This window comes from Bradyrhizobium sp. USDA 4369 (genome assembly GCF_054056435.1).
Genome location: NZ_JBSRYH010000002.1, coordinates 164614 through 186946, shown reverse-complemented (window position 1 = coordinate 186946; position 22333 = coordinate 164614). Strand labels below are relative to the sequence as shown.

At 60.3% G+C, this 22333-nt stretch carries 17 protein-coding genes and 1 pseudogene; 6 read left to right on the top strand and 12 right to left on the bottom strand.

Annotated elements, in window-relative coordinates; genetic code table 11:
* Positions 1–6 precede the first annotated feature (6 nt).
* From hypD to ACVIJ6_RS38820, 11 genes are all read right to left on the bottom strand, one after another.
* Positions 7–1140 carry a hydrogenase formation protein HypD gene (gene hypD / locus ACVIJ6_RS38870; protein ID WP_250173150.1) on the bottom strand — a complete coding sequence of 378 codons (1134 nt, stop codon included), beginning with the start codon at positions 1138–1140 and terminating at the stop codon, positions 7–9.
* Positions 1140–1934: a hydrogenase nickel incorporation protein HypB gene (hypB, locus tag ACVIJ6_RS38865; protein ID WP_250173151.1), complete on the bottom strand. Its 795-nt coding sequence runs from the start codon at positions 1932–1934 to the stop codon at positions 1140–1142. Before hypB ends, hypD begins: the two co-directional genes overlap by 1 nt.
* Entirely contained in the window at positions 1927–2349 is a 423-nt protein-coding gene (locus ACVIJ6_RS38860; RefSeq protein ID WP_049819851.1) for a hydrogenase maturation nickel metallochaperone HypA/HybF, read from the bottom strand. Before ACVIJ6_RS38860 ends, hypB begins: the two co-directional genes overlap by 8 nt.
* Entirely contained in the window at positions 2342–2584 is a 243-nt protein-coding gene (locus ACVIJ6_RS38855) for a HypC/HybG/HupF family hydrogenase formation chaperone (protein ID WP_028133066.1), read from the bottom strand. The genes ACVIJ6_RS38860 and ACVIJ6_RS38855 overlap by 8 nt, the downstream gene beginning before the upstream one ends.
* A gap of 17 nt (positions 2585–2601) precedes the next feature.
* Positions 2602–3444, bottom strand: coding sequence for a Spy/CpxP family protein refolding chaperone (locus tag ACVIJ6_RS38850; protein WP_028133065.1), 843 nt, complete (start codon positions 3442–3444; stop codon positions 2602–2604).
* The gene (locus ACVIJ6_RS38845; RefSeq protein ID WP_250173152.1) at positions 3444–5237 is read right to left on the bottom strand and encodes a nickel-dependent hydrogenase large subunit; all 1794 of its coding nucleotides are present in this window, start codon (positions 5235–5237) and stop codon (positions 3444–3446) included. Before ACVIJ6_RS38845 ends, ACVIJ6_RS38850 begins: the two co-directional genes overlap by 1 nt.
* On the bottom strand, positions 5221–6198 hold the full coding sequence (locus ACVIJ6_RS38840) for a hydrogenase small subunit (protein ID WP_028133064.1): 978 nt from the start codon (positions 6196–6198) through the stop codon (positions 5221–5223). The genes ACVIJ6_RS38845 and ACVIJ6_RS38840 overlap by 17 nt, the downstream gene beginning before the upstream one ends.
* 382 nt (positions 6199–6580) lie before the next feature.
* On the bottom strand, positions 6581–7033 hold the full coding sequence (locus ACVIJ6_RS38835) for a four-helix bundle copper-binding protein (RefSeq protein ID WP_028133063.1): 453 nt from the start codon (positions 7031–7033) through the stop codon (positions 6581–6583).
* 43 nt (positions 7034–7076) lie between these two features.
* Positions 7077–7991 carry an LOG family protein gene (locus ACVIJ6_RS38830; RefSeq protein WP_409881748.1) on the bottom strand — a complete coding sequence of 305 codons (915 nt, stop codon included), beginning with the start codon at positions 7989–7991 and terminating at the stop codon, positions 7077–7079.
* 62 nt (positions 7992–8053) lie between these two features.
* Positions 8054–8545: a hypothetical protein gene (locus tag ACVIJ6_RS38825; RefSeq protein WP_155253174.1), complete on the bottom strand. Its 492-nt coding sequence runs from the start codon at positions 8543–8545 to the stop codon at positions 8054–8056.
* 644 nt (positions 8546–9189) lie between these two features.
* A complete protein-coding gene (locus tag ACVIJ6_RS38820; protein ID WP_080672081.1) occupies positions 9190–9771 on the bottom strand; it encodes an RNA polymerase sigma factor in 582 nt (193 codons plus the stop codon).
* A gap of 343 nt (positions 9772–10114) precedes the next feature.
* Here ACVIJ6_RS38820 and ACVIJ6_RS38815 point away from each other — a divergent pair, with 343 nt between their 5' ends.
* On the top strand, positions 10115–11518 hold the full coding sequence (locus ACVIJ6_RS38815) for an MBL fold metallo-hydrolase RNA specificity domain-containing protein (protein WP_049819849.1): 1404 nt from the start codon (positions 10115–10117) through the stop codon (positions 11516–11518).
* Positions 11519–12172: 654 nt separating this feature from the next.
* Positions 12173–13753, top strand: a pseudogene (locus tag ACVIJ6_RS38810) (oleate hydratase); the annotation flags it as partial.
* A 635-nt stretch (positions 13754–14388) separates the two neighbouring features.
* Here the strand turns inward: ACVIJ6_RS38810 and ACVIJ6_RS38805 are convergent.
* The gene (locus tag ACVIJ6_RS38805) at positions 14389–15162 is read right to left on the bottom strand and encodes a flagellar hook-basal body complex protein (protein ID WP_250173154.1); all 774 of its coding nucleotides are present in this window, start codon (positions 15160–15162) and stop codon (positions 14389–14391) included.
* Positions 15163–15851: 689 nt separating this feature from the next.
* On the opposite strand from ACVIJ6_RS38805, the gene ACVIJ6_RS38800 reads away from it, so the two are divergent.
* The 4 genes from ACVIJ6_RS38800 (at position 15852) to ACVIJ6_RS38785 (ending at position 22307) form a co-directional block, all read left to right on the top strand.
* A complete protein-coding gene (locus ACVIJ6_RS38800; protein WP_028133057.1) occupies positions 15852–16244 on the top strand; it encodes a FixH family protein in 393 nt (130 codons plus the stop codon).
* A 91-nt stretch (positions 16245–16335) separates the two neighbouring features.
* Positions 16336–17781, top strand: coding sequence for an efflux RND transporter periplasmic adaptor subunit (locus tag ACVIJ6_RS38795; protein WP_080672102.1), 1446 nt, complete (start codon positions 16336–16338; stop codon positions 17779–17781).
* Complete coding sequence (locus tag ACVIJ6_RS38790) at positions 17778–20972, top strand: efflux RND transporter permease subunit (RefSeq protein WP_028133056.1); 3195 nt, start codon at positions 17778–17780, stop codon at positions 20970–20972. The genes ACVIJ6_RS38795 and ACVIJ6_RS38790 overlap by 4 nt, the downstream gene beginning before the upstream one ends.
* A gap of 132 nt (positions 20973–21104) precedes the next feature.
* On the top strand, positions 21105–22307 hold the full coding sequence (locus ACVIJ6_RS38785; protein WP_080672080.1) for an OpgC domain-containing protein: 1203 nt from the start codon (positions 21105–21107) through the stop codon (positions 22305–22307).
* Positions 22308–22333: the final 26 nt, after the last annotated feature.

Sequence of the window (22333 nt, the reverse complement as noted above, 5' to 3'; positions counted from 1 at the left end):
CGGCGCTCACCTTGCTGCGCGGGCCACGCTGCCGCCCGCAAAGGCATGGCAGCCGCTGCGGTAGCCGGCAGTCCACCACACATGGCAGGCCCCTTCGTCCGACACCATGCAAGGACCTATCGGCGATTCGGGCGTACAGGCAGAACCGTACAATCGGCAATCGGTTGGCAGGACTTTGCCGAGAATGACCCGCGCGCAGTCGCAACCTGGGGGCATTTCGCCGCGACGAGGGCGTTCTGTTGTTTCGTCCAACGGAAAATCTGTCCTTGCATCGTGGCCGGCATATTCGGGCCGGAGGCGGAAACCGGATTGGGGGATGACGCCGATACCGCGCCAGGCGGCGTCCGTCACCTCCAGGGTTTCGCTAAGATACCGGCGTGCGGCGGCATTGCCGCCGGGCCTGACGCTTTTGGGATAGCAGTTGTCGAGAAAGTATCGGCTTTCGAGCAGCTGCCGAAGCGTCGAATAGGTGGCTGCCAGCAAGGCGTCGGCCGTGAAGCCTGCGATCGCAGCGGGCATGTGGTGATCGCGCGCCACGAATTCCCATTCCTCAGGGCCCATGACCGTTGCGACATGGCCCGGCGCGATCAAAGCGTTAAATCCCGGCTCTTCCGACTGAAGGAGAATGGCGACCGCTGGCCATGTCAGCCGCCCGGAAATCAGGAGCTTAAGATTCGGCGGAAGGCCCATCGCGATCAGCGCCGCGACGGGAGCAAGCGTGGTTTCAAAGCCAGCGACGAAGAAAACCACCGTCTTGCGGGGATTCTCCCTGGCAATAACGGCGGCTTCGCTCGGACTCGCGATGGGGCGAACATCCGCGCCGAGCGCGATTGCCTGCTCAAGGGAACGCGGCTGGGCCTTCGGTCCATTGACGGGGACGCGCAGCATATCGCCGAACGCAACCAGGATGACGGACTTCATCAGCGACAGTTGGATAGCATGGAAGACATCCTCTTCCGGGCAGACGCAAACCGGGCATCCCGGACCCGGAATCAGCTGCACCGCGGGCGGGAGCAGGCTTCTGATTCCTGAGGTCGCAATCGTCCGCTCATGGCCGCCGCAGACGTTAAGTATTCGAACCGGCCGATCGAGCGGGAGGTCCTTGATCCGGTCCAGCCAAATGCGAGCAGGCGAACTCATCAACTCCCTCCTGCTTCAACCGAGGTGGTTAGCCCGGCGCGATGATCGGCAAGCCGCTGGCGGAGCCAGGCCAGCCATTCGCCCACATCGGCCGATTTGGCCGCCGACGTCCTCAGAAACGGACCGTCATAACCTGATGCCTTGAGCGTTGCCGCCGCTCGATCCACCTCAAAGTCACCCAGATATGGCAAAAGATCCGATTTCGTGAGCATCACGAGATCGCTCTTGCGGAAGATGATCGGATATTTGGCCGGCTTGTCGTCGCCTTCCGTGGCCGACAAGAGGGTCACATTGCAGTGCGCCCCAAGATCGAATGAAGCGGGGCATACCAGATTGCCCACATTCTCAATGAACAAAACGTCGACGCCGTTCAGATCGAGCTCATGGAGCCCATGATGCACCATGGTCGCATCGAGATGACAGGCGCCGCCGGTCGTAATCTGGAGGGCGGGGACCCCTTTTGCTCGGATCCGGTCGGCATCGTTCTCGGTTTCGAGGTCGCCCTCGATGACGGCGAAACCGAGTTTGGAGCCGAGAGCATCAATTGTTGCTTCGAGAAGCGAGGTTTTGCCGGATCCGGGCGAGGACATCAAATTGATCGCAAGCAGACCGCTCTCATCGAAATGCTGCCGGTTGTGGCTGGCGATCCGATCGTTGGCGGCGAGAATATTACGGATCACGCCTTCCTCGTGGGCAAGCCCGTGTACCGACGCAATTGCGCTATCTTCCGAACCCCTATGTGGAAGATGAAGCCGGTGCTTGTTGTTGGCGGCGCAGCCGCAATGGCTACACATGCGGCGCCTCCTCCGTGTTCAGGTTCGCCGATCCGCCGGCTGCTGGTGGATCCGAGGTGCGGGGGATGCCGGTTCCGGTAAATTCGACTGCCGCGATCGACAGTTCGTCGCCGCCGATGACATTTACTCGAAATGAACCGCAGCACGCGCAAAGCAAGCGATTGGGGCGTGTCACGTTTTCCAGGCCGCACTCCGTGCATTTGACACGTGGATCGCAGCGCTCGATCGTCAGATACGCATGTTCCGCTTTCGTGCCCGAACGCGCGACCTCGAATGCGCGAACAAGCAGGCCTGGGTCCGTACCCGACAGCTCACCGACGCGGATTGCGATATGCGCAATGCTGTCCTCGCCCGCCTCCTGCGCGAGGCGCTCGACTTCGGAAATCAGAGCCCAGCACACCGAAAGCTCATGCATGCGAGTGGTTGTCCCCTGCGGCCAGCATGGCGTCGAAGACTTCCCAGGTGGACTTGGCCTCCCGCTCGTCGATGAGCTGGATCGCATAGCCCAGGTGAACCAGGACGTGGTCACCGACCGAGACGTCCTGGTCCTGTAGCAGGAACAGGTTCACCTCGCGAGAGACGCCTTTGACGGAGCATTGCGCGAGGAATCCTTCGATTCTATCCACCCGCATGGGGATGGCGAGGCACATGATAGTTCTCCGACGATCTACGGTGGGATGGCGGCCAGGATCGGTCTGAGCCCCTCGACAAGCCTCTGGCGCTGTTGATCCGAAAGGCTCGCATTGAGGCGCGCAAGCGCGAGCCCAACGGCGCGCATGCTCGCCACGTGTTTGGATGATTGCAGCTCATGAACCTTGAGTAACGTCACCGGGTCCTTGGTGGCAGCTTCGGCAGGACCGGAAGGACGCTGCAGCGCGCGAGCGGCTGCGTCGAGAAGGTCGAGCCACGCCGGCTCCTGTGCCGTCGTGATGCCGACCGCATCATGTAAGGCCGCCATCTCCCGAGACAGCTCCTCGTCTGACGTCGCCGGCTGCGCATTCACCTTCGGTTGACTCTCGGAGGACGCAGTATTGGGTTGCGCGCCCTCCGGCGTCGGCAGAGATGGACTTGGGCCCGGCGGCATACCCATTGGGCTTGTCGAGTTCTCAGCGGCTTCTGCCGTTGCGCTTTTAGGCCCCGGAGGCAACTTCTCTCCGGGCACGCGCGCCGTTTGGGTGCTATCGGTCCCCCCTGGGCAGAAGAAGCCGAAATCGCCAGTTGTTCGTCCTCTGATGAACTCGTTCCAGTTCGGTTCGATTCGATGTTCGGGAGACGTGTCGAAGGTGCCAAGGTGGTGGCACATCGCGCAATGCGGCTGGTGCGCGCGGACCCGCAAGCGGCCACGTTCGATGCAATAGTTGTCGATCAAGTCGCCATAGCCATTCCCAGGGCGGGCGAGGACAGGGGACATTTGCCAACCAAGCAGAGTCAGGACGAATATGGCGACCGATGAGAAGACGCTCAGTCGCCGCTGCCGGTCTTTCCTCGCTGTCTTGTTCGCATTCAGCATTAGAGCACCTTCACGCGAACCAGTTCTTCGCCGTTTGGGTCGACGACATGAACGGCGCAGGCCAGACACGGATCGAAACTGTGGATCGTGCGCAAGATCTCCAAGGGACGGGAAGCATCCTGTAACTTGTGGCCGCGTAACGCCGCCTCGTAGGGCCCCTCTCGCCCTTGGGCGTCGCGGGGGCCGGCGTTCCAAGTGCTGGGGACGACGGCCTGATAGTTGCCGATCCGTCCCTCCTCGATCGTGAGCCAGTGAGCCAGTGCGCCGCGAGGCGCCTCCATCATGCCGACGCCACGCGCCTTCTTCGGCCAGGTCTTCGGATCGAACAGCACATCATCGAAGGTGCGAAGATCGCTGCGCGCGATGTTCGCCATCAGCGCATCGTACATGCCCGGCATCATGTCGGCGATCAATTTCGTCTCGATGGTGCGGGCAGCGACGCGGCCCAGCGTGGAGAACAGGGCGGAGATCGGAAGTCCCAACCGTCCGAGGCTGTGGTCGACGAGTCCTCGCGTCCGCACCTCTCCGCTTGCATAGAGAATCAGAACACGCGCAAGCGGCCCGACTTCGACCGGCAGACCCTTCCATCGCGGCGACTTGATCCATGAATAGGACTGGTCAACATCGAGCTGCTCGTAAGGGGGCTTCGGTCCCGTATATTCGAGCTTCGTTTCGCCGTCGTAGGGGTGCAAACCGACTTGCTTGCCTGCCGAATAGCTGTACCAGGAATGGGCGACGAATTCCTGAATCTCCGTCGGGTCCTCAAAGTCGACCGGCTGTATCTTCGAAAGGTCCCTGTTGATGATGACCCCGGCGGGAAACTGCAAGGTCGCTCGCTCGGCGGCACCCACCCCGGTCGGAAATTCACCATAGGACAGGAAGTTTCCGACGCCTTCGCCTCGCGTTGTCCAGTCCTTGTAGAATCCGGCGATCGCAAGCGTGTCGGGCAAATAGACCTGATCGACGAACTCCCGCATCTTGCCGATGACCTGGCCTACGAGACGCAGATTTTCTGCATTCACCGCGGTTGCATGCGAGGTTTCAGAAATCGCACAGGGGACACCGCCGACGACAAAATTGGGGTGGGGGTTCTTCCCGCCGAAGATGGCGTGAATTTTGACCACGTCGCGTTGCCAGGCCAAGGCCTCCAAATAGTGCGCAACCCCGAGCAGATTGACCTCTGGCGGAAGCTTGTACTCTGGATGACCCCAGTACCCGTTCGCAAAGATTCCAAGCTGACCGCCCTCGACGAAACCCTTCAACTTCTGCTGGACTCCGCCGAAATACGCCGGCGAGTTGTTCGGCCATGGGCTTAAACTCATCTGCAGTTTGGAAGTCGCGGCGGGATCTGCCTTGAGCGCGGAAACCACGTCGACCCAATCGAGCGCATGCAGATGGTAGAAATGCATGACGTGGTCATGCACATATTGCGCGGCAATCATCAGATTGCGGATGATTTGCGCGTTCTCCGGGATCACATAGCCGAGTGCGTACTCAACAGCCCGGATCGAGGCGATGCTATGGACGACCGTGCAGACGCCGCAGAAACGCTGAGTAAACGCCCACGCATCCCTGGGATCACGCCCCTTCAGGATCAATTCGATGCCGCGCACCATCGTGCCCGAGCTGGATGCGCGGGTGATCACGCCCTGAGCATCCGTCTCCGCTTCTATTCTGAGGTGCCCCTCGATTCGAGTAACGGGGTCGACGACAATTCGCCGAGGCTGCGCGGCGGGCGCATTCTTGGCCGCAGCGGTGGGCTTTTCGTCTACCTTCTTAGAAGACCTTGCCATAGAAGCCGCCTTCGCGATCCCAGAATTTCGGTTGGGCGCAGCCTAGGCAGCCGTGGCCCGAGAACATCGGGAAGCTGGTCTTCTCGTTCCACTTCACCGTCGTGCATGCGTTGAACGTCGTGGGTCCCTTGCAACCAAGATCCTTGAGGCAAAACCCCTTTTGGGCGCCTTCATCGTCAAAGCTTTTGGCGAACAGCCCCTGATTGAAGAAGGGCAGCCTCGGACAATCGTCATGAACGGTCCGCCCGAAAAATGGAATGGGGCGTCCCAGATTGTCGAGATCAGGCGGTTTCCCATAAGTGAGAAAATACACCACAACTCCGGTCATCACCTCCGGGACCGGCGGACAACCGGGAACGTTGATGATGGGAGCCGCGACCTCCGTGTTGTCGACGAGCTCGCGCAGGGCATCGTGAACTCCGCCCGCTCCGGTCGGGTTGGGCGAGGCTGCAGGGATGCCCCCATAAGTGGCGCAAGTGCCGACCGCAATGATGAGCGCCGCTCCTTTTGCTGCAGCGCGCACGAGATCGCGTCCGCTCTTTCCGCCGGTTGTGGAGTAATATCCATCCGGATCAAGCGGGATTCCGCCGTCAACCACAAGCACGTATTTGCCGAAGTTTTGCTCAATCGCCCTGTCGCGCGCCTGTTCGGCGGCGTTTCCAGCGGCCGCCTGCAGCACATGATGATAGTCGAGAGAAAACTGATCGAATATCAGGCTTTCGAGCGTCGGCTCGAACGAGCGCAGAATCGACTCGCTGCAGCCGGTGCATTCCTGGATGGACAGCCAGATGACGCTGGGGCGAGGCTTGGTCGCAAGCGCTTGTGCGATCGCTTGGCTTGCGCTCGGCGGCAGGGCAAGAATCGAAGCCGTATAGGCGCACCAGTTCAAAAAATCACGCCGCGACACGCCTTGACGGCGAAGATGGTCCAGCAGCGTTGGATGGTTGTCCCGTGCTTCCATTGCCGCGTAGCCTCCCCGAAAATGCTACCTTGGCGCTAAATGCCCCGCAAGAGCCAAAGCGATCCGAAACTTGTCTCGAAAGTGAGGCGAACTCGAGCGAGTCAACTCGCTAAGATAAGACGCTAAGGGTCGCTTTTTATTACAGTGAACGAGGGTGAGCTGCTGGTGCCGTCGACGCGTTGCTCAATAGCAACACGGGGCAAAGGGTGAATGGTTGATCAGCTATCCCAAGCGAGCTCGATTGCGGAAGACGAATGAAACTTTTCGTGGCTCGGGATGCGCAGAAGCTTATTCCCGGTCGAGCGCTCGCGGGCGGGCCGGTCGGCGAGGCCCCGGGCCGGGGACCATTATGCACTGTACTGGTGCTTCGCTGTCTCCCAAATCAGATCGGCATGTTCACCATGGCTCTACAATCACGAGCACAGTCACGACAGAGCGAGGCGCAATGCGCCATTTGCTCGTCTCCGGCGATGGTCTCGCAATCGTTGGCACAGGCATCGCACAGTTGCGCACAGGCGCTGCAAATCGCTCCGTGCTGCGGCGACCTGCGCATCAGCGAGTTGGCCGTCATCTGGCACATCTCGGCGCAGTCGAGCAGCAGCGCCAAATGCGTGGGCGCGACGTGGGCGCCGCCCTTTTCGGAACAATATCGCGCCGTCTCAAGGCACATGCGGTGCGACTTGATGCAAATATCGATGCAGCTCTCTCGGGTCATTGGGCTCTGTCCCATGCCCGGCATTCCCATCCCCGGCATACCCGGCGCCTGAGCTCGGGCGATGCCGCTGGATGCGGCCAACACGAGGCACGATCCCAAGAGGTTACGTCGATTCCACATGACTAAATCTCCTGTCCTAATCGTGACAGCGACTCATGGACGGCTAACGCCTACTCGTTGCAGAGCCGAGGGGAGCGGGGCTGGCGACTGTCGTGGCGGAAGTTGTCGATCGGCCGTCGAGCAGGTGGTGATAGCGCGACGCCGCGCACGAGAGGCCAGGCACGCCCAATCCGCAGGACAGCAACTCATTCCAAATCTCCTCGGCATCTTCGGCAAAACGGAATAGCGTGCAGTCCGACTTGTCGACCGTGCCACTGGCGATCAGCGCATCGAAGTTAACCGCCGCGCGCCAGTACTTCTCGTCAAATAGGACGATCGGGATTGGCGGCGACTTTCCGGTCTGACGCAGCGTGAGAATTTCAAAGAGTTCGTCGAACGTGCCAAAGCCGCCGGGAAAGGCGACCAAGGCGTTGGCGCGCATTGCCAAATGCATCTTGCGCATCGCAAAGTAATGGAATTGGAAGGTCAGTTCCGGAGCCGAATAGTCATTTGGCGCTTGCTCCCGCGGAAGCCTGATATTGAAGCCGATCGAGGGGGCGCCAGCATCATGCGCGCCGCGGTTGGCCGCTTCCATCAAGCCGGGACCGCCGCCGGTAGCAATCACGTTGTCACGCACGCCGCCATTGTCGGTCAGCGCGCCACCACGTTGCGACGCTATCAACCCGAATTGGCGAGCTTGTTCATACCAGTACGCGTGTCTGCCAGGCCCGTTCTGCCGCACGCGCGCTGATCCAAAGACCACGATGGTCGATCGTACGCCCCAGCTTCGTAGCGCTTCTTCGGCCTTGGCGTATTCGAGCAGAAACCGTACGCCTCGCATCGAGTCGCCTAGGAGGAAGTCTTGATCCAAGGCGGGCAGAATGTATGAAGACGAGTTTCGTTGGGAGAAAGCAAGCCCGGAATCGGGTTGCGAAACACCGTCGGACGTCGCTTTTTGCGAGGAATTATTTTCGGTCATTCCGCCCACTTTCGCTCCCGCCGCCCGTCCCGGCTTTCGCTGGGACGGGCGGGAGTGGGATCCTACTTGCAGCCGGAGTTCTGTGTCTGGGTTTGCCCCGGTCCGCAGGGGCGAGTTCCCATCTGGCCATGCTCCATGTTCTTATCATTCTGCATCATCTTCTGGCCCTGGTCCCGCATCATACGGCCGTGCTCCATGCCTTGCGGCGCGGAAGTCGTTCCGGTCGTCTGTTGATCGGTCGCTGTCCCCGAGGGCTGCCCCGGCTGAGCTTGCGTGGTCGACGGCTGATTGCCAGTCTGGGACTGGTCGTTATGCATCATCTTCTGACCCTGGTCGCGCATCATGCGACCGTGCTCCATGCCTTGCATAGGCATGGAATTGGTCCCAGTTTTCGGTTGATCGGCTGCTGCCCCCGAGGATTGGCCTGGCTGAGCTTGCGTCGGCGGATTGCCACTCTGCCCCGATTGGGACTGAGCCAGCGCAGCACCAAAGGACAATGCCATCGCTGCCGCGATGGCGGTTGGGATTGCGATTCTTGAGAACGAGTTTGACATGGGAATTCCTTATTCTCGATGAGAGGGCTCCGCAGCCCTAAGCTAAAGGTTAAAGCGCCGAGCGCCCGCCAAAGTTGATCTAGCTCAACAAGGAGCGGGTCACATCTGTAACGAGTTCCAGCGAACATCGTTCAAATGCGAGCATCGAAAGTTGCTCTGAACTGCAGGCCAATGCGGTCCGCCACGAAATCTAAAGGATGATTTTGCCCTCACCCTAAGTCGTGAAGCAGGCCTTACCACAGCTCATTCGTAACGCTCCTTGGTATGGGCTCGTTTGCCGCGACGGTAACGACGAGCCTGCCGGCAGAGTCCCTGCGGGCACGCTGGTCTGCCGACGCGCATGGAATTGTCGTCTGCGCCGCGCCCCTCTATTTTGCATTCCATCATCTCGGGTCAAGTCTCCAGGCCAAGCTATCCGGACCTTGCGTTCCCCAGCTTTGTCGATAGCCAACTGTCGTCCTTCGCAGTATAGAATGGTCGCGATATTTCGCCGTGATGGCGCTTCGTTCCGTGTTCCCAAACTTGCCCTGTTGGCGGTCGGTGGAATTTACTGCTTGCTGCTTGCCGGTGCTCGCCCCACAGAGAGTGGGGTTAGGTCGCAGCGAGGTTCCTGCACATTCGAGAGTTTGTCGAAAGCTGATCTTCTAGCAACCGCAACGTAGGAACGAGTGCTCGCGGCAGGACCGGCACATCTTGAGCAATCGCTGCCTGAGCTGGCCGCGTGCGCGATGCAGCCGAACCGTCAGCGCATTGACTGTCAGCCCAAGGGCGGCGGCTGCCGCAAGCCTATCCTCGGCCTCCAGGTCAATCCGGCGGATCACTTGCGCATATTCCGTGTTGAGCGAAGGCAAAATCAGGTGAACGCACTCGCACGCCGCGGCCTCGCTCTCGTCGCCAATCGGTTCCGGCGAACCCTGTTGCAGCAGAAGGTCGTTCTCATTGCGGCGGCGGAATGCCTGGCGGCGCTGGTGATCAACAATAGCAGACGCGACGATGCGGCTGAGCCAGCCATGGACGGCACCTTCATCGCGAAGCGCTTCGGCTTTCTCCATCGCGCGAAGAATGACACTATGCAAAACATCCTCGGCGTCGGCCGCATTTCCAAGCCGGCGGACAAGGTAAGCTCTCAGACGATCATAGCCCCGAGATAGCGCGTCCCCGACGACGGCCTGCCGCGGAGAGGAGGTCGTCTGAGGAGCGGGCGAAGCGGACGGCTTCTCTGACATTTTGGCGCCAAGCTTGAATGTGACGGGGCCGTGCTTAAAGGAAAACAATAATCAGCTTTCCGCTTGATACAGCTCAACAAACACGAGCGCAAGCCGAGATACATTTTAAAGAAACTTGAGAAGAGGAGGGATCGCGCTTCCGCCGCGTCCCTGATTTTTGATCGTTTGGTTCTGACGCTGCTCCGCGCGTTCGGCCGTGTGCGCAACTGGGCGCCTGACGACTTTGTGTGATGGGCGCTAATGCAGGGTGTGTTTGTTCGATTGCAGCGCAAGACCCGGCACGCCGGCAAAAGCAGCTCGATCACGATCTAAGAGGACTTGGAGTTCTGAGGGGAACCTTTCCGTGAGCATTAAATTGAGCTTTCTCGGCGCCGCTGGCACGGTCACGGGATCCAAATATCTCTTGGAAAACGGATCGCAACGACTGCTGATCGACTGTGGGTTGTTCCAAGGCGAACGAGAACTCCGCGAGGCAAACTGGTCGCGATTTCCGGTCGATCCGGCAAGCATTTCGGCCGTGATGCTGACCCACGCCCATCTCGATCACTCCGGCTATCTTCCCAAGCTGGTCAAGGGCGGCTTTCGAGGGGATATCCTGTGTAGTGAGGCAACAGCCGACCTCTGCGAGATCCTGTTGCGCGATGCTGGGCATCTCCAGGACAGCGATGCGCATTTTGCCAATCGCCACGGGTTTTCTCGCCATAAGCCGGCTCTGCCCCTCTACACGGTTGAAGATGCTGAAGCTGCGCTGCGGCAGCTGTGGACCATTCCCTTTCATCAGACTCAAACGTTGCCCGGCGGCGCGCAGCTGCGTCTCTCGCGCGCCGGACACATTTTGGGTGCGGCATCGCTCCAAGTCGAATGGGGCGGGGTGAGTGTCCTGTTCTCTGGCGATCTCGGGCGGTTCAATGATCCGCTGATGGTTGACCCTGAGGCGCGTCCCGATTCGCAATATGTCGTCGTCGAATCAACCTATGGCGATCGCCAGCATCCGCAAGCCGACCCGCAGAGCGAACTCGACGACATTGTCAATCGCACCGTTCGGCGGGGCGGAACGGTCGTCGTACCAGCCTTTGCGGTCGGGCGGGTGCAGAGCCTGTTGTTCTACTTCGAACGTCTGAAGGCGGCCGAAAAGCTCGCAAACGTCCCAATTTTTCTCGACAGCCCGATGGCGGTCAATGCCAGTGAGATCTTTTGTCATCATCGAAGGGATCACAAACTGTCAGAAGCCGAATGCCGTAGTTCGTGCGCGGTGGCGACCTACATCCGCAGCGTGGAAGATTCGAAGCGATTGGGCGCCATGGCGATACCCAAGGTCATCATATCCGCGAGTGGGATGGCGACCGGCGGACGCGTCCTGCACCACCTCAAGCGCTTTGCGTCCGATCCGAAAAGCACGATTCTGTTTGCCGGCTATCAGGCGAAAGGGACGCGCGGGGCGGCGATGATGGCGGGTGCGAGAGCCATCCGGATCCACGGCGAGGACATTCCAGTCCGAGCCGAAGTCAGGAATATCAGCGCGCTGTCGGCTCACGCGGATGCCGAGGAAATCTTGGCATGGCTGAGGACCGCCAAGTCCGCCCCTAGCATGACATTCATCACGCACGGCGAGCCCGCTGCGTCGGATGCATTGCGCTCTCGCATTGAGCGCGAGCTTGGCTGGAGCGCGACAGTCCCGGCGCGGATGGAGGTCGCCGTCCTTTCTCCACCCAAGCCTATTGCAACCGCCCGCGCAAAACGTTCCTGATACGGCCGACTCGGCGAGCGCCTGGTCATTTGATACGTCCGAACCTCGCTCGCTCTCCTGTGATCGCTGCTTTGCAAAATCGGCAGTGCGGTGATCCAGTCGATCGGCCCTCGTTTGAAACGCATGGACTGTGTGGAATCCGTGGATAGGCCCGCATGCACAGCGGGCGACTGAGCTCGTGTCGTTTCCAACATGTTCATCGTCGCCATCACCCTTTAAGTTGAACCCAGATGCGGTGTTCCCCTTGTAGGTGACATCGAATGGAAGCACTCCTCGGTCAGCGCCTCGCTCGCCTCGGGCACGGCAAATCGTCTTAGGAGGAGTTCTTGCCTTCCTTGCCGAAACCAAGAGCGACCACGCCGCGCACAGCCGACGTGGTGATGGACGACATCTCCCCGACCCGATCGCAGCCTTAATGGCTTCAACCAACATCGTTGGTCACTGATGCTTCTCCATGCAATACGCATACATGTCACCATTATGGTGGCACGTCATCATCCGCACGGTTGGGCGATAGGAACGGCAACCAGGCGCGGCCGATCGAGAAGAATCCCACGTAGCTTCGGGTTTCAACCCGATATTCCGGGGAGCCGATAAACCTTGATCCACCGCAAGCCCCGACACCCCATTCGGGTGCAATAATCAAACAACTCTGAACGGCAATCGAGGCAAGCAGTGAAGGCGTATTTCATTGGCGGGGGCATCGGATCGCTTGCTGGCGCGGCATTTCTGATCCGCGATGCCGCCGTTGCCGGACGCGGCATCACGATCTACGAGGCGCTGCCGGCGCTCGGCGGCAGCCTGGACGGCGCGCAACTTCCGAACGGCGCCTATACGTTGCGCGGCGGCCGCATGCTCACCACCGATCATTACGAATGCACCTGGGATCTCCTGTCGTCGATCCCCTCGCTCGAACGTCCCGGCTTGAGCGTGCATGACGAGACAGTCGCCTTCAACGAGGAGAACAGGGCCAATTCCCGCGCGCGTCTCGTCGACCGCAATCGCTTCAAGGTCGACGTCTCGCATATGGGCTTTTCCGGCCGCGACCGGCTGGAGCTCTTGCGCCTGGTCGAGACCTCCGAGGAGACGCTCGGCAACAGTCGGATCACCGACTGGCTGTCACCCGGATTCTTCGAGTCCAATTTCTGGTACATGTGGCAGACCACCTTCGCCTTCCAGCCCTGGCATAGCGCGGTCGAGCTGAAGCGCTATCTGCATCGCTTCATGAACGAGTTCCCGCGCATCGAAACGCTCGGCGGCGTCAAGCGCACCGTCTACAATCAATACGACGCGATCGTGCGGCCGCTGACCGACTGGCTGAAGCGACATGGCGTGCAGTTCGTGCAGGACACGCGTGTGGTCGACATGGCGTTAGAACGGGAGGGCGAGAAACTGCGCGTGCGCCAGCTCGTGCTCAACCGCGACGGCCGGACGGCGGAGATCCGCCTCGAGGATGGCGACCTCGTGTTCTTCCAGAACGGCTCGATGACGGATGCCTCGAGCCTTGGCTCGATGACGGAGCCGCCGACGCATCTGACCAAGGCCGACAGCCAAGGCTGGGCGCTCTGGGAGAAGATCGCGAAGGGACATCCCGAATTCGGCAACCCGGCCGCGTTCAACAGTTCGATCCCCGAATCCTGGTGGTTGTCCTTCACCGTCACCTGCCGTGACAGCCGGTTCTTCGACCAGATGGAAGCCTTCTCCGGCAACACGGCCGGCACCGGCGGCCTCGTGACCTTCAAGGATTCCAACTGGCTGATGTCGGTGGTGCTGTATCATCAGCCGCATTTCGTGAACCAGCCGCAAAACGTGCAGGTGTTCTGGGGCTATGCGCTGCATCCCGACCGCGTCGGCAATTTCGTCGCCAAGCCGATGTCGGAATGCAACGGCGCCGAGATCCTGACCGAGCTGTGCGGGCACCTGAACTTCGATCGCACGGTGTTCGAGGATGCGATCTGCATTCCCTGCCGCATGCCCTACATCACCAGCATGTTCATGCCGCGCGCGCTCACCGACCGGCCGCTGCCGGTGCCGAAGAACTCGGTCAACCTCGCCTTCGTCAGCCAGTTCGTGGAGATTCCCGACGACGTCGTCTTCACCGTGGAGTACTCGGTGCGCGCGGCGCAGATGGCGGTCTATCAACTCATGAAGATCGATCGCCCGATTCCGCCGGTGACCCGCCACGACAAGTCACCGGCTGTGCTACTGAGGACCGTTGAGAAAGCGTTTGCTTGACTTAACCGCTGAATGCGAGGTGTCGGATGACAATGCGACTCGCCCATCTATTTGGTGCAATTGCGCTCGCGCTTCCAGTTGCTGGATCGGCGCACGCCGGGCAGTGCGCCCAGGAGATCGCGGCTTACGAAAGCGCGGTTGCCGACCTTGCGGCGCGGGGTTGGTCCGCACACCAGTCAGTGCGTGCGCAGATGCATCGCCAGCCCACGATCAGGTCCGCGACCGAGGCCGACGCGCGGGCAAAGATCGAGGCGGCCCACGATCGGGCTGCGTTGGATCGCGCGCGGAAAGCTGACGAGGTAGGTGACGAGGCCGGCTGTCTCCGCGCCTTGTCGCAGGCGCGTCGCCATCCGCATCGTCAGAATGATTGAAAATGCCACTTTAATTTAGTGCTCAGCTTTATCGTCACGAACCCATAGAATTCAGGTCTTCGGCGATAGGACTAGACTTTGAAGATGTTTGGAGCGGCTCGCAAGCGCGAGCCGCGGCAATATGCCGCTACGGGAGCTGCTTCATTGCTCTGCGAGGAGACAATCCAGGCACGCAATCTGGCCGACGACAGCGCGACGATCAGCGCAGCTCTACTCCGGCGCGCGATCGACGCGGCATGGACCATACTGCTCACGGCGCCATGGCTATTCGGGAACATTTGCCAATTTATTGATGTCGTCGGCATCCTGCGAGCTCTTGAGCAATCTGCCGACCATCTCGTAGGTTCGGGTAATCTCCGCAAGGCGGCTCATTTCGCGCGTGCTCTGCACATTGGATTTCTCCAAGGCGCCGCTCGTGAGGGTGATAGCCGGCGGAGCGATGTCAGAAGGCGGGTCGTCGGACCTGAATAGAGTCCCGCCGATGGGTTGAAGTAACTGCGGCCGTTCGAAGCGGACCACGCGGAGCTGACCGAGGAAGCCTTGCTTCGTGTTGACAATCCCAGTAGGCGAGATCTCCAATCCCCCTTGGTTGGGCGGGACCTGCAGTGGACCGTTTTGGCCGAGGATAGGTTGTCCTTCCAGCGTCACGAGACGGCCACTGCCATCAATCGTGAACGCGCCGTTTCGCGTGAAGCGCTCGCCTCGCTCGGTCTGTACTACGAAATACCCCTGGCCATTGATGGCAACATCGAGCGGGTTGCCCGTCAATTCAGTGGCGCCTTGGGAATCGTCGGTGAATTGAAATCGTGGGTCGGGCAGCGAGAGCGGTCGCTCTCGCTGCGCCGCTTCATTCAGACCTCTCTCCGGCTTGAGGTATTCACGAAACGACAGTTCCCGCGCCCGAAATCCAACCGTATCGAGGTTTGCCACGTTCTGCGCGGTGACATCGAGCTTGCGCTGCAACGAGATCAGCCGCGACAGGTGAATCAGGGTCGTCCCACCCATGACGAGAAAACTTCCGGTGCGAATCAGAGCCACGTCGAGCTGAGTTGAGGTCGGGCGCGGTGTCAATGGCGGCTTCGACCAACACGGATGATCGCTACGCCGGGGCGCATCACTTCTGTCCGGGAAAGTCGTGGGCGCTCCACCTATGGTGATCGAGTGCGGACAGGGTAGAGAAAGCACCGGGGTTTGAGCTGGATCAAGGAACGTCCGAGGGAATATCCTTAATCTCCTAAAAGGAGGATCTTGACAATCTCTTGCCTCTCTCAGTATGGCCACGCAGGTGGTTGAAACGCGATGCGCCTTGTTCGGCCGATATTTGCCCTGATCATCGCCGTCTCGGTGGCGCTGCTACCGACGGTGGGGTTTGCCGCACCCATGAACGTACTGGCGGGGCAGCAAACGATGGCGGGGTCCTCGGCGGGCGAGGACGGATGTTGTCAAGATGACATCGACGTCAAGCCTTGCGACCAGCAGAAGGCTCAATGCCCGATGGCCTTCTGCGCGGCGCAAGCAGCTAGCATCGGTTTCGCATCACCCTTCTGGTTCAATCCCCCAGTAGCCAGTGGCGATCGGCTGCCGACCCCGCTGGATCAGGTCGCTTCGCTCCACCGCGGAAGTCCCCCTTTCAAGCCTCCTCGCATCTGACTGTTGGCACTGCAACCGCGGGAGCCCGTTCGCGCCCGCGCGTGACGCACTATCGCGACAGTCAGAGAGGGAAAACCATGCAGTGGAAGATTGCAGCCGTTGCGGCGCTTGCCGCGACAACAGCCATTGCTGAGCACGCCTGGGCCGCGGCCAGCGATTACGTTTTCGAACCTGTAAGCGCGGAGGTGAAAAAGGGGGAGGACGTCCCCATTGCGGTCCGCCTGATCAACAAGGCGACCGGAAACCCAGTCACTGATGCGGTGATCTTTCGTTCGCGGGTCGATATGGCGCCGGACGGAATGGCGGAAATGGAATCCCCAGTGACGGCCTTACCGTCAAAGGAGCCAGGTATCTATCCGTTCACGGCTGATTTGCCGATGCCAGGACGCTATCAGCTGAGTGTTGCCGCCAAGGTCCAAGGCGAGCAGGAGACGGTGACCGGCAAGGTCGTGATCAAGGCCAGCAAATAGGCGCGCATTTCGAATGCGAAATGCCGTCAAGCCGTTGCGCCTCTTGATGCAGCTCAACACGCCTCACAGCCCTCCTTCCAAGGTAACGACGATGAAACACTCCATCATGACAAAGCTCGCGCTCGCAATCGTGCTGGGCGCGGCCAGCTACTGGTCGGCCCAACAGCCGCTATTACAAGAACTCTTGCATCCGGCGCCACCGGCATCCGCCGCCGAGCGCTCGGTGCTTTATTACCGCGATCCCAGCGGAGCGCCCTTATGGTCGGCCGCTTCCAAAAAAGACCAGCGAGGGATCGACTATCTTCCAGTCTATGACGATCAGGAGCCATCACTCGAGCCCCCGGGGAAAAAGGCTCAGGTTCAAAACGCGAACGGGCCGCGCAAGATTCTCTACTATCGCAATCCCATGGGCCTACCGGATACTTCGCCGATACCCAAGAAAGATCCCATGGGGATGGACTATGTGCCCGTCTATGAGGGCGATGAGCCGGACGACGGTTCGATCAAGCTCTCACCGGGCAAAATCCAGCGTACGGGAGTAAAATCCGAGCCGGTCGAGCATCGGATCATGCGCACGCCGGTACGGGCACCCGGGACTATCCAACTTGACGAGCGACGTGTCTCGGTCATTGCAATGCGGTCCGAGAGCTTCGTGCAGAAGATCGCTGACGTCACAACCGGCACGCGCGTGAAGGCCGGCCAGCCGCTGATGCAAATCTACAGTTCGGCAATCGCGTCTGCCGCTGCGGAGTACCTCACAACGATCACCTCGAAAACCACCGGAGGTGTGGAGGAGTACGGCCGGGGTTCGCGACAACGCTTGATGAATTTGGATGTTCCTGAGCGGGTCATCTCGTCGATGGACAAGACGCGCGTTGCGCCGGTGACGATCGAATGGACCGCGCCGCGAGACGGTATAGTCCTTGAACGAAACGCGGTTGAGGGAATGCGCGCGCAACCCGGCGACGTACTCTTTCGGATCGCCGACATTTCGTCGGTCTGGGCGCTGGTCGATGTGGCCGAGCGCGACCTCGGCAGCGTCGCGGTCGGCCAGCCCGTCAATGTCCGGGCTCGCAGCTTCCCTGGCCGGACGTTTACCGGAACCATCAGCGTGATCTATCCGCAGGTCAACCGGGATACCCGCACAGCCCGCATGCGAATTGAACTGTCCAACTCCGATTTTGCACTGCTTCCGGACATGTATGTCGATGCCGAAATCGACACCGCAAGTTCAGCTCCTACGCTCGCGGTCCCCGAGAGTGCGGTATTGGATACCGGCACCCGACAGGCCGTTCTTGTCGACAAGGGGGAGGGGCGCTACGAGCCGCGCGAGGTCAAGCTAGGCCGACGGGGCAGTGGATACGCCGAGATCAGAGACGGCCTTGCCGAAGGCGAAGCTGTCGTGACAACGGCGAACTTCCTAATTGATGCGGAGAGCAACCTCAAAGCCGCTCTGAAAAGCTTTGCACAGGCGGCGACAAGTTCGGATGCAAGCGACACCTCAGGGCATACGCAGCACACGGGAGACCACAAATGATTTCCCGTGTGATTGCCTGGTCGGCACGAAATCTGTTGTTGGTGTTGTTCGGCACCGGCTTTGCAGCCGCTGCGGGGCTGTATGCCCTGATCCACCTGCCTCTGGACGCAATTCCCGATCTGTCCGACACGCAGGTGATCGTCTACACCGAATATCCCGGTCAGGCGCCGCAGGTGGTGGAGGACCAGGTCACTTACCCCTTGACCACGGCGATGCTGACAGTGCCGAAGTCCAAGGTGGTGCGCGGGTTCTCCTTTTTCGGCGTCTCTTTCGTCTATGTGATCTTCGAGGATGGCACCGACATTTACTGGGCGCGTTCGCGCGTGCTCGAGTTTCTCAACAGTGCCGCCTCCCGCCTGCCCGTGGGAGTTGCGCCGACCATCGGGCCAGATGCGACCGGGGTGGGGTGGGTGTACCAGTACGCGGTCATCTCGAAGGAGATGAATCTCGCCGAGACGCGAACACTCCAGGACTGGAATCTGAAATTCGCGCTGGCGAAGGCCGAAGGAGTGGCCGAGGTCGCAAGCGTCGGCGGCTTTGTCAAGCAGTACAACGTCGTCCTCGATCCTCAGCGCATGCGCGATCGCGGCATCAGCATGCAAAAGATTCGAGAGGCCATCCGCGCCAGCAACACGGATGTGGGCGGCCGCACCGTCGAGTTGTCGGAATTTGAATATGTGATCCGGGGCAAGGGCTATCTGAAGAGCATCGACGACCTCGGCAACATCGTGCTTAAGACCAGCAACGGCACCCCGGTTCTGCTGCGTGACGTCGCGCGGGTCGAACTCGGACCTGACGAAAGGCGCGGAATTACCGAACTGAACGGTGAAAACGAGGTCGCGAGCGGGATCGTGCTGCAGCGCTTCGGCGTGAACGCGCTCAACGTCATCGAGAATGTCAAGAAGCGTTTTAGCGAGATCGCAACCAGCCTGCCGAAATCGGTGGAGATCGTGCCGGTCTATGACCGCTCCAACCTGATCTATGCCGCGATCGATACGCTCAAGCACACCCTGCTTGAGGAAAGCATTGTGGTTGCCGTCGTCTGCGTGCTGTTCCTGCTGCACGTCCGCAGCGCGCTGGTCGCGATACTGATGCTGCCGGTCGGTGTGCTGATGGCGTTCGGAGCCATGAAGCTGCTTGGGCTGGGCTCGAATATTATGAGCCTAGGGGGCATCGCAATCGCGATCGGCGCGATGGTGGATGCCGCCATCGTCATGATCGAGAACGCGCACAAGCACCTGGAGCGCGCCGAGCCAGACCAGTCGCGCATCAGCATCCTGATCGATGCAGCTTCCGAAGTTGGTCCGGCGTTGTTCTTCAGTCTTCTGATCATCACCGTCTCGTTCATGCCGATCTTCACCCTGGAGTCGCAGGAGGGGCGCCTGTTCAGTCCCCTTGCGTTCACCAAGACGTTCGCGATGGCAGCCGCAGCCCTGTTATCAGTGACCCTCGTGCCCGCTCTAATGGTGATTTTTGTGCGGGGCAAGATCGTTCCCGAGCACAAGAACTTCATCAACCGTTTCCTGATCTGGATTTATCGGCCCATCATCAAAGGTGTGCTGCGCGCCAAGATCTTGGTCATCCTGCTCGCGGTGGCCGTGCTCGCTGCGACGCTATGGCCGGCCCGCCAGCTCGGTACCGAGTTCATGCCTGCGCTCAACGAAGGCACACTCTTGTATATGCCGACGACCCTGCCCGGCATTTCCGTGACCAAGGCGGCCGAATTGATGCAGATGCAGGACCGGATCATTCGATCGTTTCCGGAGGTCGCCTCCGTCTATGGCAAGGCCGGCCGCGCGTCGACCGCCACCGATCCTGCTCCGACCGAGATGTTCGAGACCGTCGTCAATCTAAAGCCGAAGGAGGAGTGGCGTCCGGGCATGACGATCGACAGCCTGATTGCAGCAATGGACAAGGCGCTCCAATTCCCGGGCGTTTCCAACGCCTGGACCATGCCGATCAAGGCGCGGATCGACATGCTCTCGACCGGAATTCGCACGCCGATCGGTGTGAAGGTGATGGGCACCGACCTCGCCGAGATCGACAGGCTGGCCAAGCAGATCGAGCCGGTGCTGAAGGCGGTGCCCGGCACGTCTTCCGCCTACGCGGAGCGCAGCCTTGGTGGCTATTACCTGGAGATCAATCCGGACCGGGTGGCGCTGTCTCGCTATGGCCTGATGGTTCAGGATGTCCAGGACACGATCGCCAGTGCGCTGGGCGGCCAAGCCGTCACCACCACAGTGGAGGGGCGGCAACGCTTTACGGTGAACCTGCGCTACCCGCGGGATCTCCGGGACAATCCGAAGGCGATCGCAAACGATATTCTGGTGCCAATGCCGGCCGGTGGCGCGGTGCCGCTCGGAGAGGTCGCAACGGTCGACACAAAGCGCGGTCCGACATCGATCCGGACCGAGAATGGACAGCTCTCGACCTACATCTATGTCGACATCCGCGACCGCGACATCGGCGGATATGTCGCCGATGCCCAGCAGGCGGTAGCGGCAAGCGTCCAGTTTCCGCCTGGCTATTATGTGGTCTGGAGTGGCCAATACGAATATCTGCAGCGCGCCGCCGCGCGGCTGAAGATCGTCGTCCCGGTCACGCTCACCATCATTTTTCTCCTGCTCTATCTCAACTTCCGCTCACTCACTGAGACCGCCATCGTGATGCTGTCCCTGCCATTCGCGCTCGTCGGAGGGCTCTGGATGATGTGGTGGCTCAGCTTCAACCTGTCGGTTGCGGTCGTCGTCGGCTTCATTGCACTGGCCGGGGTCGCAGCTGAAACCGGCGTCGTGATGCTGATCTACCTCAATCACGCACTCACCGAGATGAAGATCAAGCGGGAATTCGAAGGTCGCGCATTAACTCGCAACGATCTTTACGCTGCGATCATGGAAGGCGCCGTCGAGCGGGTGCGACCGAAAATGATGACCGTCGTCGCCATCATGGCAGGCTTGCTCCCGATCATGTGGAGCACGGGGACGGGGTCCGAGATCATGCAACGGATTGCGGTGCCGATGATCGGAGGCATGATCTCATCGACCTTGTTGACGCTGATCGTCATCCCGGCCATTTTTGGCCTAGTCCGGGGTGTTGGATTACCTGATGAAGATCGCGACCAGAAGCCGGGACGTCCGTCGGTCAGCAAGCCAACTGCCCGTATTCGCCTTGTTCCCGAGCCAGCCGAATGAGGCCATCCGTAATGGACACTACAAGTTTGCCGCCTGAACTTGAGGGGCTCTCGAAAGACATGGCAGCGACATCATCATCCCCCGAGCCTGCTCGCTCGTGTCTCTCAACCTATCAGCTGCGGTGGTGAATCCGTGCACGATGGCGTTCATGAAGCCGGCGCAAGCCAGTCCGCGCTGAGAGGATGGACGCGGGTGAGGGCGGCTTTCGTCACCAGCCAGCGGGACCTGCGGCTGGACTTATTCCGGGGCTTCGCAAACTGGGCGATCTTCCTCGGGCACATCCCGGATGCCGTCCTTTCCTGGTTTACGACGCGCAACTACGGCTTCAGCGATGGTGCGGATCTGTTTGTGTTCATTTCGGGCTACACCGCCACGCTCGTTTTCGGGCGGATGATGCTGGAGCGTGGATTCCTGATTGGTGCCACGCGCCTGATGCGCCGGGTCTGGCAGCTCTATGTAGCGCATTTGCTCATCTTCCTGGTCTATACCGTTGCGGTGCACTATCTGGCGCACAATTTTGACGTGCCGCACCTGATGGACCAGTTCAATGTCCGCAATTTGATGGACCATCCGGTGGAGACGCTGGGTGAGGGCCTGATCCTGAAGTTCAAGCCCCTCAATCTCGACGTGCTGCCGCTCTACATCGTTTTGATGGCGTCGTTTCCACCCATTCTGTGGCTGATGCTGCGCTTCCGGAACGGCGTGCTGATCGGCTCAGTGTTGCTTTACCTCGCGGCGCGCCACTTCCAGTGGAACTTGCCGTCCTATCCCGCCGGTGTTTGGTACTTCAACCCGTTTACCTGGCAGCTCGTCTTTTTTCTGGGCGGCTGGCTTGCTGTGGGCGGGGCGCAGACCGTGCAGTTTCTGGTGAGGTCGCGCGCTGCGCTCGCGGTCAGCATGAGCTTTTTGATCTTCGGTCTTCTGATGACGCTGGCTCAGCCGATCCCTCTGCTGCGAGAGCTCTTCCCGGACGCACTGTTCGAACTGTTCACGCCGAATGACAAGACGAATCTGGCGCCCTATCGCGTTCTGCATCTGTTGAGCCTTGCGCTCGTCGTCGTCCATTTCCTGCCTTCGCACGCGCGAGTGTTAACATCGCCGGTGCTGCGGCCCTTGATCAAGTGTGGTCAGCAATCGCTTGAGGTCTTTTGCGTTGGTGTATTCCTCTCCTTTTTGGCGCATGTCGTCCTTGAGTTGACCTCTGATGGCATGATTGCTCAGCTCATCGTGGGGGTCGCTGGGCTTTGGATACTAACCACTATCGCGTACTATAGGTCCTGGTCGAAGCGCGTCGACAAGTCCGCGCATCACGAAGCGCGCGCCACGAAGGGATAGAATGGCATGAAGACGCTCAGAGGCAC